This is a genomic window from Streptomyces sp. TP-A0874, assembly GCF_001748085.1.
Lineage (GTDB): Bacteria > Actinomycetota > Actinomycetes > Streptomycetales > Streptomycetaceae > Streptomyces.
Map to the genome: position 1 here is coordinate 358,671 of NZ_BBZK01000006.1, position 16,924 is coordinate 375,594.

Sequence of the window (16,924 nt, forward strand, 5' to 3'; positions counted from 1 at the left end):
TCAAAGACCCTTCCGGTTATGACGGAACGTCGGAAATAAAGCCTCCTGTTGCGACCGAGTACACATCACATCGTCATCACAAAGACGTTGCCCGGAGCGAGGTCCGCGCTCACCCCCTGTAACGTCGCTTAGGTGCGTACCGATCGAATCGTCGCCCGTCTCCAACAGGAGCCGGAGCGACCGAGCGACCGCGTGATCCCGCGGATGAGCCGAACACGGAAGGTGTTGTTCGGTTCCGCCGTCGGCTTCTACGCGGCCATCGTCCTCGCCGTGCTCGTGAGTGACCGCCTGGTCCGCCTCGACTGGCAAGTGATGCTCTTCCGGCCGTACAAGCAGTGGCCCGTCCTCCACCCCTACCTGGACTACTTCGTCGTCCTGGGGCAGCGCGGGCCCACCGCCGTCCTGGTCGCCGCCTGGCTGGGCTGGCGCTCCTGGCGGCAGCGGACGCTCCGGCCGCTCCTGGCCCTGGGCGTCTCCCTACTGCTGCTGAACACCACGGTGGGTGCGGTGAAGTACGGCCTGGGCCGGCTCGGTCCGCACTACGCGACGACGGTCGGTTCCGCCGAGATGTTCGCCGGCGGCGACATATTCCCGTCCGGGCACACCGCGAACGCGGTGGTGACCTGGGGGATCCTGGCCTACCTCGCCACCACCCCGAACGCCCGGCGGGTGCTGTCGCTCGTCGCCGCCGCGTTCGCGCTCGGGGTCGGCGGAACCACCGTCTACCTCGGCACCCACTGGGTCAGCGACGTGCTCCTCGGCTGGACGGCCGGGCTGCTGATCCTGCTGGCACTCCCCTGGTTCGAACCCTTCATCGCCACAGCCGAGCGGTGGATCCTGGACCACCGAGACCGTTTCAAGGAAAGGCGGACGGCCCCCGCCGCACCGCTGCCGCATCCGGCCTACGCACAGCCCGCGGCGGCTTCCCGGAACACCGGGCAACCAGCCGGTGGCACCGCCGCGCGGGAGGCGGCGGCAGGTGGCGCGGCGCCGCCGGGCGGGACGGCCGCCGGCCGCTCGGATCTGGGGACGAGCGGCGGCGCCGGGGCAGCGGGCAACCGCACCGACCCCAGGCCTCCGCACTACCCGCCACGCCCGCACACCGCCCGCTCGGAGCGCTCGCCGGTCAGCCCGACCGGCAGCCGCCGCCCTCCGCACTCGGACCGGACCTCGCGCAGCGTGCCGTTGGGGTCCACAGCCCACCGCGGGCACACCGGGGGCTGACGGGGGCGGGGTACCGCTCGCCCGGCGGCCGCGCGCCCGCCCGCTCCCCGGTGCCCTGCCCGGGACGGTACGCGGCGCTCCGCCGCCGGGGCCTCCGCCTGCGGCCGGGTTTCTCCGAGCAGCAGCTCCCTCCGAGGGGCCGGGTGTCCAGGAGGCGCCGGCGGCGGCCTCTCGGTCCGGGCCGGTGCTCCGGTCTCACCCCGTCCAGCAGCGGACGACCTCGCCGTCGGTGACCGCGAAATTGATCCGTCCGGCGAGGAACTCCATGGTCACCACGGCGTTCGGCGGGAGCCTGCGGACCGTGGTCCAGCCCCGGTCCCGGGCACGTTCCTCCGCCTCGGCGACGGGCTGTCCGACGTAGGCCTCGGTGTCGTCCGCGGGGTTCTCTGGAATCGAATTCCTGTCCATGAGGCCACCGTAGGGGCTCTCGCGTCCGTCGGCGGATCGACCCGTGGCGTGGCCCGCGACGCGGCGGCTCCCCGATTACCCTCCGTGCGGCCCGCTCGCCCCTACAGGCTTGTCCTTGTCCCGTCACATTTACGTCACAGCTGCGCCTCGGAGGGGATGCCGCAGGTGCGGTCCGCCCGTCTCAGCCGACCAGCCGAACGCCCGGAATCCTTTTCCAACCCGTCTCTCCCGCAAACACGCCGTCAACTCCCGTTGTTCGGAATTTCGCCTTCTCGAAATCCCCGCGGCGCCCGCAATTCCGCCCGGGTGGCGGAGGCCGCGAATAGCCGGGCGGCCGGGGTGCGGGGGATGCCGGGTCAAACCACCGGGCACACGGCCGCCGGGCCGCCGCGCCGTCATCGGAGGCGGCGGTCCGGTGCGGTCCGGTTCAGTCGTTGATCGCGGAGCGGCCGCGGTAGCGGTGCGCGGCGATCGCCTCGGTGAAAGCCCGCCCGAACTCCTCGCCGGGCGGCCCGGTGCCCGCGTCGGTGACCACCCCCTGGTCCAGGACGACGCCCTCGCCGTTCCCTCCGCCGGCCACCCGGACCCCGCCGAGTTCCATGCTGCCCAGCACCCCCGCCCCCGCGCCGAGGCCCGCGATGGGCTTGCCGTGCCGGAAGGCGCCGCGCAGGAACCGTACGGCCGCGTCGTCCGCCGCGATCGCCAGCGCACTGTCCGGTCCGCCGGGCACCAGCACCGCGTCGTAAAGCACCGAGGCGACGGTAGGCAGCGCACGGGTGACCGGTCGTTCGCCGCCCTCGGTGTCCCGGACCGTGCCGTCGTACGCCGCCAGTTCCTCGACCACCGCGCCGCCGATCCCGAGGATCTCGCGCACTCCGTCCACCTGGGCGGCGTCCACCCCGTCCGCGACCAGCACCGCCACCTGGCGGCTCCGGATGCTGCCGTCGCCCAGGTTGTTCTCGAAGCTCAGCGCCGGGGAGCGGACCGGTTCCGGGGTGTCCGAGCGCCGTTCCGGCTCGGCCACCCCGATGCCCCGGGCCACCGCGGTGGCCAGCTCGTGGTCCACCCGGGCCAGCTGCGCGACGACGCCCTCGCGCACCTGCCTCGTCCCGACCTTGCCCAGCTCGAACCGGAAGGCGTCGATCATGTGCTTCTTCTCCCAGTCGGCCATGCTGTGCCAGAACATCGCCGGCTGGCTGTAGTGGTCGTCGAAGCTGGGGCTGCGCTTGCGGATCTTGTGTCCGTCGACCCGCTCCTGGAGGTGGGCGAAGACTCGGGGATCGCCCCCGCCGACGGCCGGGCACCCACCGCTCAGCGAGTTGGGGCTGTAGCTCGCCCCGGAGTGGATCAGGCTCTGGTGGTAGCCGTCACGCTGGTTGTTGCGCACCTCGACCACCGGGCGGTTCACCGGGATCTGGGCGAAGTTCGGACCGCCCAGACGGATCAGCTGGGTGTCCAGGTAGGAGAAGTTCCGTGCCTGCAGCAGGGGGTCGTTGGTGAAGTCGATCCCCGGGACGACGTTGGCCGTGTGGAAGGCGATCTGCTCGGTCTCGGCGAAGAAGTTGTCGGGATTCCGGTCCAGGACCATCCGCCCGATGGGCCGCACCGGCACCTGCTCCTCCGGGATGATCTTGGTCGGGTCCAGCAGATCGAAGTCGAACGCGTGCTCGTCCTCGGTCGGCACCAGTTGAACGCCCAGCTCCCACTCGGGGTAGTCACCGGAGGCGATCGCGTCCCACAGGTCCCGGCGGTTGAAGTCCGGGTCCCGGCCCATGGTCTCCTGTGCCTCGTCCCACACCAGCGAGTGCACGCCCAGCCGGGGCTTCCAGTGGAACTTGACGAACGTTCCCCGCCCGGCCGCGTCGACGAACCGGAAGGTGTGCACCCCGAAGCCCTGCATCATCCGGTAGCTCCGCGGGATGGCCCGGTCCGACATCAGCCAGAAGATCGCGTGCAGGGTCTCCGGCTGGAGGGCGACGAAGTCCCAGAGCGTGTCGTGCGCTGAGGCGCCGGTCGGGATCTCGTTGTGCGGCTCCGGCTTGAGCGCGTGTACGAAGTCGGGGAACTTGATGCCGTCCTGGATGAAGAAGATCGGGAAGTTGTTCGCGACCAGGTCGTAGTTGCCCTCGGAGGTGTAGAACTTCGTCGCGAAGCCGCGGACGTCGCGCACCGTGTCGGCCGAACCGCGCGGCCCCTGGACGGTGGAGAAGCGCACGAAGACGGGGGTCCGCACGGAGGGGTCCTGGAGGAAGGCGGCCCGGGTGAACTCCGCGCACGAGCGGTACGGCTCGAAGTATCCGTAGGCCCCGGCGCCCCGCGCGTGCACCACGCGCTCGGGGATCCGCTCGTGGTCGAAGCGGGTGATCTTCTCCCGGAAGTGGAAGTCCTCCATCAGGGTGGGGCCGCGTTCACCGACCGTCAACGCGTCGTCGGTGTGGTCGACGACCACACCCTGGTCGGTGGTGAGCGGCCCCCCGGCGGGATCTGCCGCACGCTGGGCGGCGCGCTGCCGCTGCTTGGCGTCCGCCGGGCGGCTCTCCTCAGACGTCATGGCCGGGCTGCTCCTTCGTACGGAACCGGGGGATCCGCCGGGTTTCCCCGACTTTGGGATCGAAACGCCGGATCCGTCGAACAGCAGTCGTGCGCCGGGAGCCGTCCGTCCGCGGTCGACCGCCCCGCGGAGCGGTGGGCCGCCGGGCCGGCGGCGGTCAGGTGGTGCCCAGCCGCACCGCCAGGTCGTTGTCCGCCGTGTAGTACGGTCCGGCAGCCACCGTCGTTCCTCGGGTGGTCAGCGTCTGCACCGGGTAGTTGAAGATGTGCTTCTTGTCCGGCACATCGTCCAGGATCCGGGCGATCCGGGCCGCCTCGGCGCCGGCCGAGGGGCGCAGCCACAGCTCCCACTCCTCCGCCGGAGCATCCGCGCCACCGTCGAGCAGCGCCTCGTACGGCAGGGTGAAGCTGAAGTCGTTCCCCACGCAGGAGAGCGGCAGGGCGAGGGAGAGGCCCGGGGCGCGCCGGCAGCGGACCTCGGCTCTCGCCTCGCCCCCCGGCTCCGGCCCGTAGAACCGGCCGCGCACGGTCATCGCACCGTCCTTGACCAGGATCTCACCCGCCTCGGCGTGCGGCTCCCGCTGCCAGCCGCGGACCGAGAGGTTGCCGTGTTTGGTGGCGTACGGAATGCGGGCCGCCACCGAGGGCCGGTCGACGGCCGGCTGCCGGTCCACGAGCGAACGGAGGTCGTTCACCCCCGGTACCAGCCGCCGGGAGTCACCGTTCACGGCCACCCAGTGGGCGTCCCAACGCCCCTCCGGCAGCGGGACGGTGCTCGGCAGCACCGCCCGCAGCCGGCCGTCTCCGGCCGGGACCAGCGGCAGCCGGAGGGCGTCGGCCGGACCGGTGCCGCCGCGCCGGGTGAGCACCAGCGCCGAGTCCCAGGAGCCGGCACTGCCCGAACGCCTCCGGTCGGCGATGTCGAAGGTCAGGCCGCCCGCGGAGTCCGCTATGCAGTCGGCGCGCGGCTGCTTGCGGCGCTCGGTGACGGACGGCTCGGCGTCGACCGGCCCGCCGGTGGCGGGTCGGCGGCCGGCGGGAATGACCGGGATGCCGGCGGAGGTCGTCATGCGGCGCCCACCCCTCTCAACTTGGCGCGGCCCGTCTCGCGGGCGACGTACGCCCGGCCGAGCACGGCGCCGCGGGCGCGGTGCAGCGAACCGCGGAGCCTGCTGCTCCGGCTTCCCGGGCCGCTCCGCGCGGCCAGTTCGTGGAAGAGGGAGTGGTAACGGCCGGCGACGCGGGCCGGGTCGAAGCGGGCGGAGTCCCGCAGCGCCGCTCGGCCCATCCGCAGCCGCAGCGGATCGTTGTTGATCAGTTCCAGCAGCGCGGCCGCGACGGCTTTGGCGCTGCCGGGCGGTACCAGTCGGCCGTCGACACCGTTGTCGATGATCTCGCCGGGCCCGTGCGGGCAGTCCGTGGCGACCACCGGAAGCCCGCAGCGCATCGCCTCCACGATCGTCATGCCGAACGACTCCAGACTCGAAGTGACGGCGGCGATCGAGCCCTTGGCCCATTCCGCCTCGATGGGGTTGGCCGGGCCCATGAGGAAGACGTGGTTGTAGAGGTCGAGTCGCTCGATCAGCGCTCGCAGCCGGTCCTTCTCCGCACCGCCGCCGTAGATCCGCAGCCGCCAGTCCGGACGGGCTGCCACCACCTGCCCGAAGGCTCGGATCAGCAGGTCATAGCGTTTGACCCGGGCCAACCTGCCTGCGGCCACGACCCACTTGCCGCTGCCGTCGGAGGGCGGGACGGTGGGCGCGGGCACACCGTTGGGCACCGCTTCGATCCGCACGCCGGGCAGTCGCAGCGTGTTCCGGTAGGCGTCGGCGTCGGCCTCGGTCACCGTGGTGAGGGCGTGCAGCCTCGGGTACAGGCCGCGCAGCACCTCCCGGAGGTGCGGGGAGTGGCTGTCCAGGGTGAGGTGTTCCTGTCCCACCTGGACGGGGCCTCGGCGCGCCTGGCGGGCGATGTGCACGTTCAGCCCCGGGCGGGTGCCGACGAGGACGTCGGCCTCGGTCGACCGCAGGTGTTCGGCGATCCGGCTGTCGGTGAGCCGGCTGTACTGCCGGTAGCGGCCCTCCGCGCGGGGGAAGACCGCTGCGGGGAGGCGGTGTTCGGGGTCCTGGCCCTCGAACGAGGGGCGGTCCTCGCGTATGTCGACGAGATGGCGGAGGTTCACGTCCGGGCCCGGGTCGAAGACCGGCTCGTCGCGGTGGCGGAAGACCGAGACGATCTCCACGTCGTGGTGGTCGGCAAGCGTCCGGGCGAGGTTGCACGTCGTCCGGATGGTTCCGCCGATGCCGTACGCGTTGTGGATCAGAAAGGAGATATGCATCCGTACCCGTATCCCATGGTTTCCGCGGACCATCCCGTCTCGTCCGCCTACCACCTGGTTAGATCGCCGAGAGGGTCTTCGGGTTGGCTTCTATCACCGACTTGTTCCGCAAAGGATGCGAATCGGTGGCCGGCGACGGGAACTTCCCGGCTGTTGACGACATTCAGGCTCGTACGGGGACCAAGCAGGCCGGAAGCAGGACTTCCGTCGTTCACCCGCTTGAGTGAGCGGCGCCCACCGCGACGAGCGGCACCCGCCAGGGTGAGCAGAGCCTCCGATCCGGCACCGCGCACCCGAACGCACAAGCCGACCGCTTCACGGCGGTGGCGGCGTCGGCGACCGCCCCCCGACGGTCGCCGGGCCCGAGGCCGCGGCGAAGTGGCCGCCTCTGCGAGTGTCCCCGACGTCCGCCCGGAAACCTCCGCGGGACGGGCGGCACCGGGGGGCGCCGTCCACTCACCCGAGCGTGACCCCGGCCCCGGGAAGCCCGTTGTCCTCAGTGAGCCGGGCCCCCGGTGACCATTCCCGAAGATCGAGGAGCCTCCCCGTGCCGCGCATGCTGGACGTCAGCGAAGACGTACGCGCCGAGATCGGCGACGAAGAAGCCGACCGGTTGCTCACCGGAGAGAACGCCCCCGGCAGCTACGACTGCACCTCCTGCCGCACCGCGGGCGACACCGAGCAGGAACGCACCAGCACCGTGCTGTTCGTCGGCGACGAGACGGCGGTGCTCGCCTTCGCCCATGCCACCTGCATCCCCTCCCAGGTCGTACCGGTCTCCGAGGAGCAGTTGCAGGGCGCGGTCCGCAGCATCACGGACGCCCACCAGACTCGGCCGACGGCCACCACCGCCCCGGTCCCCTCCCCCAGTCCGGCCCCCGCACCGGCTGGATCGCCCGGCCAGGAGCCCCCGGGGCCCGGGCAGGCGGTGATCGGAGTGACCAGCGGCTTGGTCCTGGTCGGCGGTGAGATCCTTCCCGCGCTCGTGGTGGAGCCGACCGGTCCTGTCGTCCGGCCGGGTTCGGAGAGCGTCGAGGACGAGTTCCTGACGCTCCTGGTCGAGCAGGGCTTCCGACCGGTCAGCGATGTCGAGCAGCCGCCGGCACCGTTGGAGGGCTGGTCGGTACTGCTGGCGATGGGGCAACTCCACGCCATCCTGCAGCCCGGCGGCGGGGGCGCTGCACCGACCGCCTGGTGGCAGGCGCACCAAGCGCTGCCGGTGACCGACGGCTGGCGGGCCGCGGTGGGCAGGACGTCCAGGGTGCTGGTGTTCGCCGGGCCGGTCGGCTCCGTCGGGCAGCAGCCCCGCGAGGACCTGATGCGGGAGGCGCTCGACCGGGCCGCGTCCCGGGGACTTCTGGTGGCGGCCACCATGCCGCTGTCCGGCACCTGAGGGCCCGGACCGGGCCCCGGTGGCCGGGTACCCCGCCACCGGGGGACTCCCGTGGGGCGCGGCCGACGAGACTCCGGGGCCGGTCTTCAGATTGTTCGGAGCAGGAACGAGACGGGGGTGACCGCCGCTCGGTCGGCGGTGGCGGTCACCGCGCCTCCTTCCTGCTCCGAGCAGGAGCGGTTGACGTCGGCCGCTGGCGCCCCGCATCAGGGCGCCCCGACTCACCGCTCCTGCCCGCGGAAACTTCCCAAACGGCCTTTTACCCGCAGAGCCGCATCTCTCAGGCCTTCGGTTCGTTGGCAGATATGTGCACTCATACGACGCCCCGTCCCGGGCCCCGTACCAGAACCACATTCCTGGAATGCGCCCGGCACACGAGACCACGGCCCGCCAGCAGTCACCGACACCGATCTACGACGCCCTCTATGCCGAGTACCGCCGATCCTTCCGAGCGCTCCCCGGCGACCGCACCGGGGAGGAGGAGCTGAAGTTCTCGCCGTTCAACAGCGAGGAACGGCAGGGCTCCTGGGAACGCGCCCGCTCCTGGGAACGCGACGGAGCGACGGAGAAGAGCGGTCGCCGGCACCGCAGGAACCCCCGCGCCGCCCTCCCGCCCGGCTCCCGGGACAGCGGCCGCGGCCGGGAGCGCTGACGCGGCGAACCGGGGACGTACCCCGCGACGCGGACCGCACCGGGGCCCTCCGGCAACCCGGCGCCACGCCGGGGCGGTCGCCGTACGCCTGCCGGGGATCACCGGACGGCCCACAGCGCCCCTCGGCCCGCGGTCACTTCTTCTTCTGACCGCGCCGCTCCCGCACCCGGACGGAGATGTTGATCGGGGTGCCCTCGAAACCGAACTCCTCGCGCAGCCGCCGTTCGACGAACCGGCGGTAGCCCGCCTCCAGGAAACCGGAGGCGAACAGCACGAACCGCGGCGGCCTGGTGCCGGCCTGCGTCCCGAACAGGATCCTGGGCTGCTTACCGCCCCGGATCGGGTGCGGATGGGAGGCCACGAGCTCGCCGAGGAAGGAGTTGAGCCGCCCGGTCGGGACTCGGCTCTCCCAACCGGCCAGGGCCGTCTCGATGGCCGGTACGAGCTTCTCCATGTGTCGCCCGGTGAGCGCCGAGACGTTCACCCGCGGCGCCCACCGGATCTGGACCAGTTCCTGCTCGATCTCGCGCTCGAGGTAGTAGCGCCGCTCCTCGTCCAGCAAATCCCACTTGTTGTAGGCCAGCACGATCGCCCGGCCGGCCTCGACGGCCATGCTGATGATGCGGGTGTCCTGCACGCTGATCGTCTCGGTGGCGTCGATGAGTACCACCGCCACCTCGGCCTTCTCCACCGCTGCGGCGGTCCGGAGCGAGGCGTAGTAGTCGGCACCCTCCTGGAGGTGGACCCGTCGCCTGATGCCCGCGGTGTCGACGAACCGCCAGGTGGTGCCGCCGAGTTCGACCAGTTCGTCCACCGGGTCGCGCGTGGTGCCGGCGAGCGAGTCGACCACCACCCGGTCCTCCTTGGCGACCTTGTTGAGCAGCGAGGACTTGCCCACGTTGGGCCGGCCGATCAGGGCGATGCGGCGGGGCCCCCCGGTTCCCGTGCCGAAGGTCTGGGCCGGTGCCCCGGGTAGTACCTCCAGCACCGCGTCGAGCAGGTCGCCGGTGCCGCGGCCGTGCAGCGAGGAGACCGGATAGGGCTCGCCGAGCCCTAGCGACCAGAGCGCGGTGGCGTCGGCCTCACCGCTCGGGCCGTCGACCTTGTTGGCGCAGAGGACCACCGGCTTGCCCGCCTTGCGCAGCAGCCTCACCACGGCACCGTCGGTGTCGGTGGCGCCGACCACCGCGTCCACGACGAACACCACCGCGTCGGCGGCCTCGATGGCGAATTCGGCCTGGGCGGCGACGGCCGCGTCGATGCCCAGCACGTCCTGCTCCCAGCCGCCGGTGTCGACGATCTTGAAGCGGCGGCCGGACCACTCGGCCTCGTAGGTCACCCGGTCGCGGGTCACCCCGGGACGGTCCTCGACGACCGCCTCACGGCGGCCGATGATCCGGTTCACCAGGGTCGACTTGCCGACGTTCGGCCGGCCGACCACGGCGAGCACCGGGAGCGGCCCGTGACCGGCGGCGGCCAGTTCGTCCGCGACCTCGTCGGGTTCGAAACCCTCCTCCGCGGCGAGCTCCATGAACTCCGCGTATTCGGCCTCGCCGAGTTCACCGTGCTCGTCGCCGGTGATGGGGCTCTGGTCGTCCATGAAGTCTGTCCTCGTCGTTCATCGTGAGTGTGCGTCCGGTGCAGCGGAGACGCCCGGAGGCGGGGGCCGCCCTCAGGCGGCGGGGTCGTCGCGTTCGGTCAGCCGCCGTGCCTCGTGCAGGTGGGTGGTGAGCCGGCCCTGGATGCGCTGCGTCGCGGCGTCCAGCGTCGCACGGGTGCGCCTGCCGCTGCCGTCTCCCGCCTCGAAGGCGTTGCCGAAGACCACGTCGATACGGCTGCGCAGCGCCGGCAGTGCCGGTATGACCCGGCCGCTTCGGTCAGTGCTCCCGAGTACGGCGACCGGCACGATCGGAGCGCCCGAGCGTACCGCGAAATAGGCGAGTCCGGCGCGCAGCGCGGTGAAGTCGCCGTCGCCCCTGGTCCCCTCCGGGAAGATGCCGAGCACTCCGCCGTCCTCCAGGACCGCCAGCGCCTTGGTGATCGCCGACCGGTCGGCCATCGCCCGGTCCACCTTCAACTGGCCGATGCCCCGGAGGAAGGGGTCGAGCGGGCCGACGAACGCCTCTTTCTTGATCAGGAAGTGGACGGGCCTGGGGGCGGTTCCCATCAGCATCGGACCGTCTATGGCGTGCGAGTGGTTGCCTGCGAGGATGACCGGCCCCTGCGCCGGCACCCGCCAGGCGCCGAGCACCCGGGGCTTCCAGAGGCCGTGCATCAGGCCGATCCCGATCCGGCGTCCGATCGCCGCGCCCCGGGAACCGGACCGCCTCCCACCCGGGGCGGTACCGGTGGTGAGTACGGGCCCGCTCACGCCGTCTGTCCGGCCCTGGTCATGGCGGCCTCCACGAGGGTGACGACGCACTCGACGACCTGGTTCAGGCTGAGTTCGGTGGTGTCCACCTCCTCGGCGTCCTCCGCCTTGGCCAGCGGGGAGGCCTTCCGGCTCGAGTCGGCGGCGTCGCGCCGGGCCAGTGCCTCCCGGGTGGCGGCCAGGTCGCCGCGCTCCTTGCCCTTGAGCTCCCCGCTGCGGCGGGCGGCGCGGGCCTCCGGTGAGGCGGTGAGGAAGACCTTGAGGTGGGCGTCGGGCAGCACGGTGGTGCCGATGTCCCGGCCCTCCACGACGATGCCACGCTCGGCTCCCGCGGCGATGGTCCGCTGCAGTTCGGTGAGGATGGCGCGCACCTGGGGCACGGCGCTCACCGCGCTGACGGCCGAGGTGACCTCCCGGGTGCGGATCGGGCCGGAGGCGTCCGCGCCGTCGACCGCGATGGCCGGCCGGGAGGGGTCGGTGCCGGAGACGATGGAGGGCTTGCTGGCGGCGGTGGCCACCGCCGCGGGGTCGTTCACGTCCACGCCGTTGCTCAGCATCCACCAGGTGATCGCCCGGTACTGGGCACCGGTGTCCAGGTAGCGCAGCCCCAGCTTCTCGGCCACGGCCTTGGAGGTGCTGGACTTCCCCGTCCCGGAGGGTCCGTCGATCGCGACGATCACAGGTGCCGGGGCGGTCCGGGCAGCGGTTTCCACGGTGACGAACACCTTCCTAGAGGACGGGGCGGGAGCGGCGGGCCACGGCCGGCCTCGGACAAGGTTACTGGCTCGACGGAGCGCTCCGCGCAGCCCGTCCCGGGGGCGGACGGGGCGGTGGGGGCCCGGAGAGGGCTTGCCGCGACCGGCCGCCGCCGGGCCGGCGGGCTACTGCCGGATGGACCAGCCGTGCTCGCGGAGCGCCGCGGTCAGCACCGGTGCCGCCGTCGGCTCCACCAGCAGCTCGATCCGGCCCGCCTGCTGTCCGGTCGCGTGCTCGATGCGGACGTCCTCGATGTTGACCCCGGCCCGGCCGGCGTCGGCGAAGACCCGTGCCAACTCGCCCGGCTGGTCCCCGATGAGCACCGTGACCGCCTCGTAGGCGGCCGGAGCGACACCGTGCTTGCCCGGCACCCGGTCCCGCCCGCGGTTGCCGCGGCGCAGCAGTTCGTCCACGCCGGCGGCACCTCCGCGCCGCTCCTCCTCGTCGGCGGACTGGAGTGCCCGCAGCGCGCGCACGGTCTCGTCCAGGTCGTCGGCGACCGCGGCGAGGACGTCGGCGACCGGTCCCGGGTTGGCCGACAGGATGTCGATCCACATCGCGGGGTCGGAGGCCGCGATGCGGGTGACGTCCCGGATGCCCTGTCCGCACAGCCGCACCGCGGCTTCCTCCGCGTGTTCCAGCCGGGCCGCCAGCAGGCTGGAGAGCAACTGCGGGGTGTGGGAGACCAGCGCCACCGCCCGGTCGTGGGCGTCGGCGTCCATGACCACCGGGACCGCGCGGCAGAAGGCGACGAGCTCCAGCGCGAGGTTGAGCACCTCGGTGTCGGTGCCGGGGGTCGGGGTGAGCACCCACGGCCGTCCCTCGAACAGGTCCGCGGTGGCGGCGAGCGGCCCCGACCGCTCCCGGCCGGCCATGGGGTGGGTGCCGAGGTAGCGGGTGAGGTCGCAGCCGAGTTCCGCCAGCTCCCGGCGCGGCCCGGCCTTGACGCTGGCGACGTCCAGGTATGCCTGGGCGAGGCCGCGCCGCTGGGCGTCCGCGACCGCTCCGGCCGTGTACGCGGGCGGCACGGCGACGACGGCCAGGTCGACCGGTCCGTCGGGCGCCTCGTCGGTGCCGGCGCCGAGCGCCGCGGCGGTGCGCGCCCGACCGGGGTCGTGGTCCAGCAGGTGGACCCGGACCCCGCGGCCGGCCAGGACCAGCGCCACCGAGGTGCCGATCAGTCCGGTGCCCAGGACGGCCGCCGTCCTCACCGGGGGCTGTCCTTGCGGAATGCGGCCGCGACACCGCGGAGGCACCCGGCGTCACCTCCGGCCGGCTCGGTGCCGGCCTGCGCGGGAACGCTCGGCCCCCGCGGCTTCACGCCCCGCACGTCCCGCTCCGGCTGGACGACCCCGTGGACCGCTCTTACCGCCACGTCTTCGCTCCTCGAACCCGTCTCACCGGCGTTGATCCCCGTCTCACCGGCGCTCTGCCGTCCAGCGTATCCAGCCGGGCCGGCGTGCGGCGGCCGCGACCGTCGACTGAGACGGCCGCGGCCGTGCCGTCGGGCTCCGGTGGCCCGACGGCGCGCGGGTCAGAGCTCGACCTCCCGCATCAACATCCCGACCTCGGTGTTGGTGAGGCGGCGCAGCCAGCCCGACTTCTGGTCGCCGAGCGCGATCGGTCCGAATCCGGTCCGGACCAGTCGTTCGACCGGGAAGCCGACCTCGGAGAGCATCCGCCGCACGATGTGCTTGCGCCCCTCGTGCAGGGAGATCTCCACCAGGTAGTTCTTGCCGACGTTCTCGACGACCCGGAAGTCGTCGGCGCGGGCGTACCCGTCGTCGAGCTGGACGCCGCTCTTCAGCTGCCGCCCCAGGTCCCGTGGGATCGGGCCCTGGATGGCCGCCAGGTAGGTCTTCCGCACGCCGTACCGGGGATGGGTGAGGCGGTGCGAGAGCTCACCGTGGTTGGTGAGCAGGATGATGCCCTCGGTCTCGGTGTCCAGGCGACCGACGTGGAAGAGCCGGGTCTCCCGGTTGTTGACGTAGTCCCCCAGGCACTGCCGGCCGTCCGGGTCCTCCATGGTGGAGACCACTCCGGCCGGCTTGTTGAGAGCGAAGAAGAGGTAGGACTGGGTGGCGACGGTCAGGCCGTCGACCCGCACCTCGTCCTTCTCCGGGTCGACCCGCCTGCCCTGCTCGGTGACGATCTCCCCGTTGACCTCGACCCTGCGCTGGTCGATCAGTTCCTCACAGGCCCGGCGCGACCCCATGCCGGCACGGGCCAGCACCTTCTGCAACCGCTCGCCCGCCGGCTCCCCGAAGGTCTTGGGGAGCTTCCGCTGCTGGCTCTGGCGGGCCCGGTTGCGCTCCTCGATCTGGGCCTCGTACTCGCGCGGTCGGGCCGGTCGGGACGGCCTGCCGGACCCTCGCTGGGCCGCCGCGCCGCGGGACGCGCCGCCACGGGAGGGGGAGCCTCCCTTGGGGCCGGCGCCCCGGCCGCCGCGCTCACCGGGCCTGCCGCCGGAGCCCCCGGAGTCCCTGGCGGCCTTTCCGCCGCCGGCCTTTCCGCCGCCGTAGCCGCCCGGGCCGTCCTCGTAGCGGCGCTCCTCGGGGCGGGGCCGCCCCGAGGAGCGCCGCTGGCCGTCCTGCCGTCCGGCGCCGCCTGTCGTCCGGCGGCTGTCGCCGCCGCCTCGGGGGTTCCGGCCGCCGGGGGGCCGACCCCCGCTGTCCCTGCTGTTCCTGCCGCTGCTTCGCATCACATGTCCGTCTGAGAGTGGCTGCCGTCGTCTGGGTCCGGAGCGTCCGGATCGAACGACGGCACTCCTTCCTGGGAGTCCGGCTCGACCGCCTCCGCCTCTGGGAGGAAGGGGGCGAGCTCCGGGAGCTCGTCAAGGCCGCGCAGGCCCATCCGCTCCAGGAAGTAGTTCGTCGTCCCGTACAGGATCGCACCTGTTTCGGGTTCCGTTCCCGCCTCCTCCACCAGACCGCGCTGGAGGAGGGTCCGCATCACGCCGTCGCAGTTCACCCCGCGGACCGCCGAGACCCGGGAGCGGCTGACCGGCTGGCGGTAGGCGACCACCGCGAGGGTCTCCAGAGCGGCCTGGGTGAGCCTGGCCTGCTGACCGTCGAGCACGAAGCTCTCCACGGCCCTGGCGTACTCGGGGCGGGTGTAGAAGCGCCAGCCTCCGGCGACCAGCCGGAGGTCGAAGCCGCGGCCGGCGGAGGTGTAGTCGTCGGCGAGCTCCCGCAGGGCGTCGGAGACGGCCCGGCGGGGCCGCTGCAGGACCTTGGCGAGGTGGTCCTCGGTGACGGGCTCGTCGACGACCATGAGCACGGCCTCCAGCGCGGGCCGGAGGGCGAGCTCGGCGACGGCCGGCGCTGAGGGGGCGTCGGCCGTCGGCGGACCGGGCGGGGCTTCGCCGACCTCGTAGGCCGGGTGGTCCAGATCGCCGCTCATGTGATCTCCCTCGCTCCGGTCGGCCCGGCGGCGGACTCCTCGGGGCGCTCCGGCCGCTCGGAGCGTTCCTGGTCGAACTCGTCGGTGATGACCGGCCGGGCTCCTTCCGAACCGGTGCCGCCGGTCCAGCGGACGGTCAGCGCACCGAGCGCCTCCGACTGCTCGAGGCCGACCGCGCGTTCCCGGTAGAGCTCCAGCAGAGCGAGGAACCGGGCGACCACGGTGAGCGTGTCGGGGGCGTCCTCGACCAGCGTTCGGAACTCCGCCGCGCCTGCTTTCCGCAACATGGCGACCAGGATCTCCGCCTGTTCTCGCACGCTGACCAGCGGGGCGTGGATGTGGTCGACGTACACCTGCGGTCTCGCCTTGGGCTGCATCGCCTTGACCGCCAGTCTGGCGAACCCCTCGGCACCGATGCTGATGACCACCTCGGGCAGGAGTGCCGCGTGGTGCGGCTCGAGGCCGACGGTGCGCGGGTGGCTGCGGGCCTCGGCGTCGAGCCGGTGGTCGAAGATGTCGGCGATCCGCTTGTAGGCGCGGTACTGGAGCAGCCTGGCGAAAAGCAGGTCCCTGGCCTCGAGCAGTGCCAGGTCCGCTTCGTCCTCCACCTCGGCGGCGGGCAGCAGTCGGGCCGCCTTGAGGTCGAGCAGGGTGGCGGCGACGACCAGGAACTCGGTGGTCTGGTCGAGGTCCCAGTCCGGCCCCATGGCGCGGATGTGTGCCATGAACTCGTCGGTGACCTTGGAGAGGGCCACCTCGGTGACGTCGAGCTTGTGCTTGGAGATCAGCTGCAACAGCAGGTCGAACGGCCCCTCGAAGTTGTCCAGCCGCACCGTGAAACGCCCGGTGGGCTCGGCCTCTTCAGGGCCGGCGCCGGCTTCGGCCCCGGCGGGCTCAGCGGCCCCGGCGGCCTCCTGTGGCTCGGGAGACGGCGACTCCGCGGGCTCCTGAGGCGCTGCCTCCGAGGGCTCCGGTGACGGCGCGTCCGCCCGCGGCGGGCTCTGCGCGTCCTCCGCGAGCGCGGCGGCTGCGGGACCGCGGCCCAACCGGCGACGCGGGGGCGGCGGAGAGGCGGCGTTCGGCGGCATCACTCGTTCCGGGGTGCTCAGCTGCTGGTCTTACCCGACCGCGGCCCCGGCCGGGGCGGGACGGGCCCGCAGGTGGGGCACCTTACCGCTGAGTGGTTCAGTACTCGCTCAACCGGCGCACCAGGATGCTCGCGTCGCCGCGCGACTCGAGATCGGCCAGCACCACCGCGACCGCCTCTCGCACGATGCGCCCGCGGTCGACCGCGAGCCCGTGCTCGCCGCGGAGCACCAGCCGGGCGTGTTCGAGGTCCATCAACTCCTCCGCGGAGACGTAGACCGTGATCTTCTCGTCATGGCGTTCCCGGCCACTGGGCCGCCGGTTGCGCGGGCGGCGCCGGGGCTGACCGGCGGCGCCGGTCGGGCCCGCCTGCCCGGTCTGGGAGGGCGGCACGGCGGTGGTGCGGGGCTGCGGCCCGGCGGCGGTTTCCGCCACGCCGGAGCGGCCGGTGGGACGCGACGGCGACCGGGCCCCCGCCCGAGCGCCCGGTGGCGTCTGCTCGGTGTCCCTGCTCCCGGCGTGTTCGGCCGGAGCTGACCTGGGTGACCCGCCCCGACCGGCGTGCTCCCCGGTGCCGGCGGCCCGGCCGGCCCGGCCGCCACCCAGGTCCGGGCCGGCGCCCTCCGCTGAGCCGGGCTGGCCGTCGGCGGAGGTCGCCGGTGCCGGTACGCGCGGGGTCTCGGCCGTCTCCGAGCCGCCGTGCTGCCGGGGTGTCGAGGGCTGTAGTGCCATCCCTCCGGTGGT

16 protein-coding genes are annotated in these 16,924 nt (G+C 72.9%); 3 read left to right on the top strand and 13 right to left on the bottom strand.

Annotated elements, in window-relative coordinates:
• The first annotated feature begins 132 nt into the window (after positions 1–132).
• The gene (locus BGP73_RS12065) at positions 133–1,224 is read left to right on the top strand and encodes a phosphatase PAP2 family protein (protein ID WP_069814282.1); all 1,092 of its coding nucleotides are present in this window, start codon (positions 133–135) and stop codon (positions 1,222–1,224) included.
• Between the two features lie 195 nt (positions 1,225–1,419).
• On the opposite strand, the gene BGP73_RS12070 is transcribed toward BGP73_RS12065, so the two are convergent.
• The 4 genes from BGP73_RS12070 to BGP73_RS12085 all read right to left on the bottom strand — a co-directional run bounded on the left by BGP73_RS12070 (position 1,420) and on the right by BGP73_RS12085 (position 6,520).
• The gene (locus BGP73_RS12070) at positions 1,420–1,632 is read right to left on the bottom strand and encodes an I78 family peptidase inhibitor (protein ID WP_069814283.1); all 213 of its coding nucleotides are present in this window, start codon (positions 1,630–1,632) and stop codon (positions 1,420–1,422) included.
• Positions 1,633–2,059: 427 nt separating this feature from the next.
• Positions 2,060–4,183 (bottom strand): catalase, encoded by a 2,124-nt coding sequence (locus tag BGP73_RS12075; RefSeq protein WP_069814284.1) that lies wholly within the window; start codon positions 4,181–4,183, stop codon positions 2,060–2,062.
• 157 nt (positions 4,184–4,340) lie between these two features.
• Positions 4,341–5,252: a hypothetical protein gene (locus tag BGP73_RS12080; protein WP_244501170.1), complete on the bottom strand. Its 912-nt coding sequence runs from the start codon at positions 5,250–5,252 to the stop codon at positions 4,341–4,343.
• Positions 5,249–6,520, bottom strand: a complete 1,272-nt coding sequence (locus BGP73_RS12085; RefSeq protein WP_069814285.1) for a glycosyltransferase family 4 protein — start codon at positions 6,518–6,520, stop codon at positions 5,249–5,251. The genes BGP73_RS12080 and BGP73_RS12085 overlap by 4 nt, the downstream gene beginning before the upstream one ends.
• A gap of 547 nt (positions 6,521–7,067) precedes the next feature.
• On the opposite strand from BGP73_RS12085, the gene BGP73_RS12090 reads away from it, so the two are divergent.
• Together BGP73_RS12090 and BGP73_RS23530 are read left to right on the top strand one after the other, a co-directional pair.
• The gene (locus tag BGP73_RS12090; RefSeq protein ID WP_170837819.1) at positions 7,068–7,913 is read left to right on the top strand and encodes a hypothetical protein; all 846 of its coding nucleotides are present in this window, start codon (positions 7,068–7,070) and stop codon (positions 7,911–7,913) included.
• Positions 7,914–8,274: 361 nt separating this feature from the next.
• Positions 8,275–8,565 carry a hypothetical protein gene (locus BGP73_RS23530; protein WP_069814287.1) on the top strand — a complete coding sequence of 97 codons (291 nt, stop codon included), beginning with the start codon at positions 8,275–8,277 and terminating at the stop codon, positions 8,563–8,565.
• 133 nt (positions 8,566–8,698) lie between these two features.
• Here BGP73_RS23530 and der read toward each other — a convergent pair whose 3' ends face one another.
• The 9 genes from der to BGP73_RS12135 form a co-directional block, all read right to left on the bottom strand.
• Positions 8,699–10,165: a ribosome biogenesis GTPase Der gene (gene der, locus BGP73_RS12100; protein WP_069814288.1), complete on the bottom strand. Its 1,467-nt coding sequence runs from the start codon at positions 10,163–10,165 to the stop codon at positions 8,699–8,701.
• Positions 10,166–10,237: 72 nt separating this feature from the next.
• Positions 10,238–10,936 (bottom strand): lysophospholipid acyltransferase family protein, encoded by a 699-nt coding sequence (locus tag BGP73_RS12105; RefSeq protein WP_069814289.1) that lies wholly within the window; start codon positions 10,934–10,936, stop codon positions 10,238–10,240.
• On the bottom strand, positions 10,933–11,649 hold the full coding sequence (gene cmk / locus BGP73_RS12110) for a (d)CMP kinase (RefSeq protein WP_069814354.1): 717 nt from the start codon (positions 11,647–11,649) through the stop codon (positions 10,933–10,935). Before cmk ends, BGP73_RS12105 begins: the two co-directional genes overlap by 4 nt.
• 168 nt (positions 11,650–11,817) lie before the next feature.
• A complete protein-coding gene (locus tag BGP73_RS12115; protein ID WP_069814290.1) occupies positions 11,818–12,903 on the bottom strand; it encodes a prephenate dehydrogenase in 1,086 nt (361 codons plus the stop codon).
• Complete coding sequence (locus BGP73_RS23095) at positions 12,900–13,067, bottom strand: hypothetical protein (protein ID WP_170837820.1); 168 nt, start codon at positions 13,065–13,067, stop codon at positions 12,900–12,902. The genes BGP73_RS12115 and BGP73_RS23095 overlap by 4 nt, the downstream gene beginning before the upstream one ends.
• A gap of 159 nt (positions 13,068–13,226) precedes the next feature.
• Positions 13,227–14,393, bottom strand: a complete 1,167-nt coding sequence (locus tag BGP73_RS12120; RefSeq protein ID WP_069814291.1) for a pseudouridine synthase — start codon at positions 14,391–14,393, stop codon at positions 13,227–13,229.
• Positions 14,393–15,094, bottom strand: coding sequence for an SMC-Scp complex subunit ScpB (scpB, locus tag BGP73_RS12125; protein WP_079127458.1), 702 nt, complete (start codon positions 15,092–15,094; stop codon positions 14,393–14,395). Before scpB ends, BGP73_RS12120 begins: the two co-directional genes overlap by 1 nt.
• Positions 15,091–16,182 carry a segregation and condensation protein A gene (locus BGP73_RS12130; protein WP_069814292.1) on the bottom strand — a complete coding sequence of 364 codons (1,092 nt, stop codon included), beginning with the start codon at positions 16,180–16,182 and terminating at the stop codon, positions 15,091–15,093. Before BGP73_RS12130 ends, scpB begins: the two co-directional genes overlap by 4 nt.
• Before the next feature lie 97 nt (positions 16,183–16,279).
• Positions 16,280–16,912, bottom strand: a complete 633-nt coding sequence (locus tag BGP73_RS12135) for a hypothetical protein (protein ID WP_244501171.1) — start codon at positions 16,910–16,912, stop codon at positions 16,280–16,282.
• Positions 16,913–16,924: the final 12 nt, after the last annotated feature.